The sequence below is a fragment of the Candidatus Poribacteria bacterium genome (assembly GCA_021295715.1).
Lineage (GTDB): Bacteria > Poribacteria > WGA-4E > WGA-4E > WGA-3G > WGA-3G.
Window position 1 is genome coordinate 1 of record JAGWBV010000148.1, and the last position, 470, is coordinate 470.

Genomic DNA, 470 nt, shown 5'->3' on the forward strand with positions numbered 1-470 from the left:
CCAAGCGGTAACGCTGATAATGTCTGCCAACTTGATACGCTAATTATACCACATTTTTTATCGACTGTCATTTTTTTTCATGGCTCACGCCTTTAGCGGTCTTATATCCCAAAGCTAAAGCGTTGGGCTTTACGACCGAATGCCCGTAAACCAGAGAAACAAGCAGACATTCTCCCCGCCCCGGGTAGGCGAGGTTTCTAACCTCGCCGGTGCAGAGTGTACAATTAATTCTAAAGTTTACCATAGTTGCTAACGGCGGGCATCAGATTTAATGCGTCCCCACGTCGTTGTGAGTTTTCCAGCGACTTCCACGGCAAACGCAATCCCTTCCATATCCGCCTGAATCTGTTCTTCCGTGATTGCGATGTTGAGAATGCGGAGTTCATCAAGTGTTCCATCAAGCCAGACGCTTTCAATTGCTTTCTTACCGATCCAGACGGAGGCTTCGTTTTCGTTGATGTCTCCTTTTC

The 470-nt window shown here is 47.2% G+C and carries 1 protein-coding gene; it reads right to left on the minus strand.

The features are described from left to right. Window positions 1-249 precede the first annotated feature (249 nt). A partial coding sequence (locus J4G07_21960; GenBank protein ID MCE2416650.1) for a hypothetical protein occupies window positions 250-470 on the minus strand: 221 nt, incomplete at its 5' end.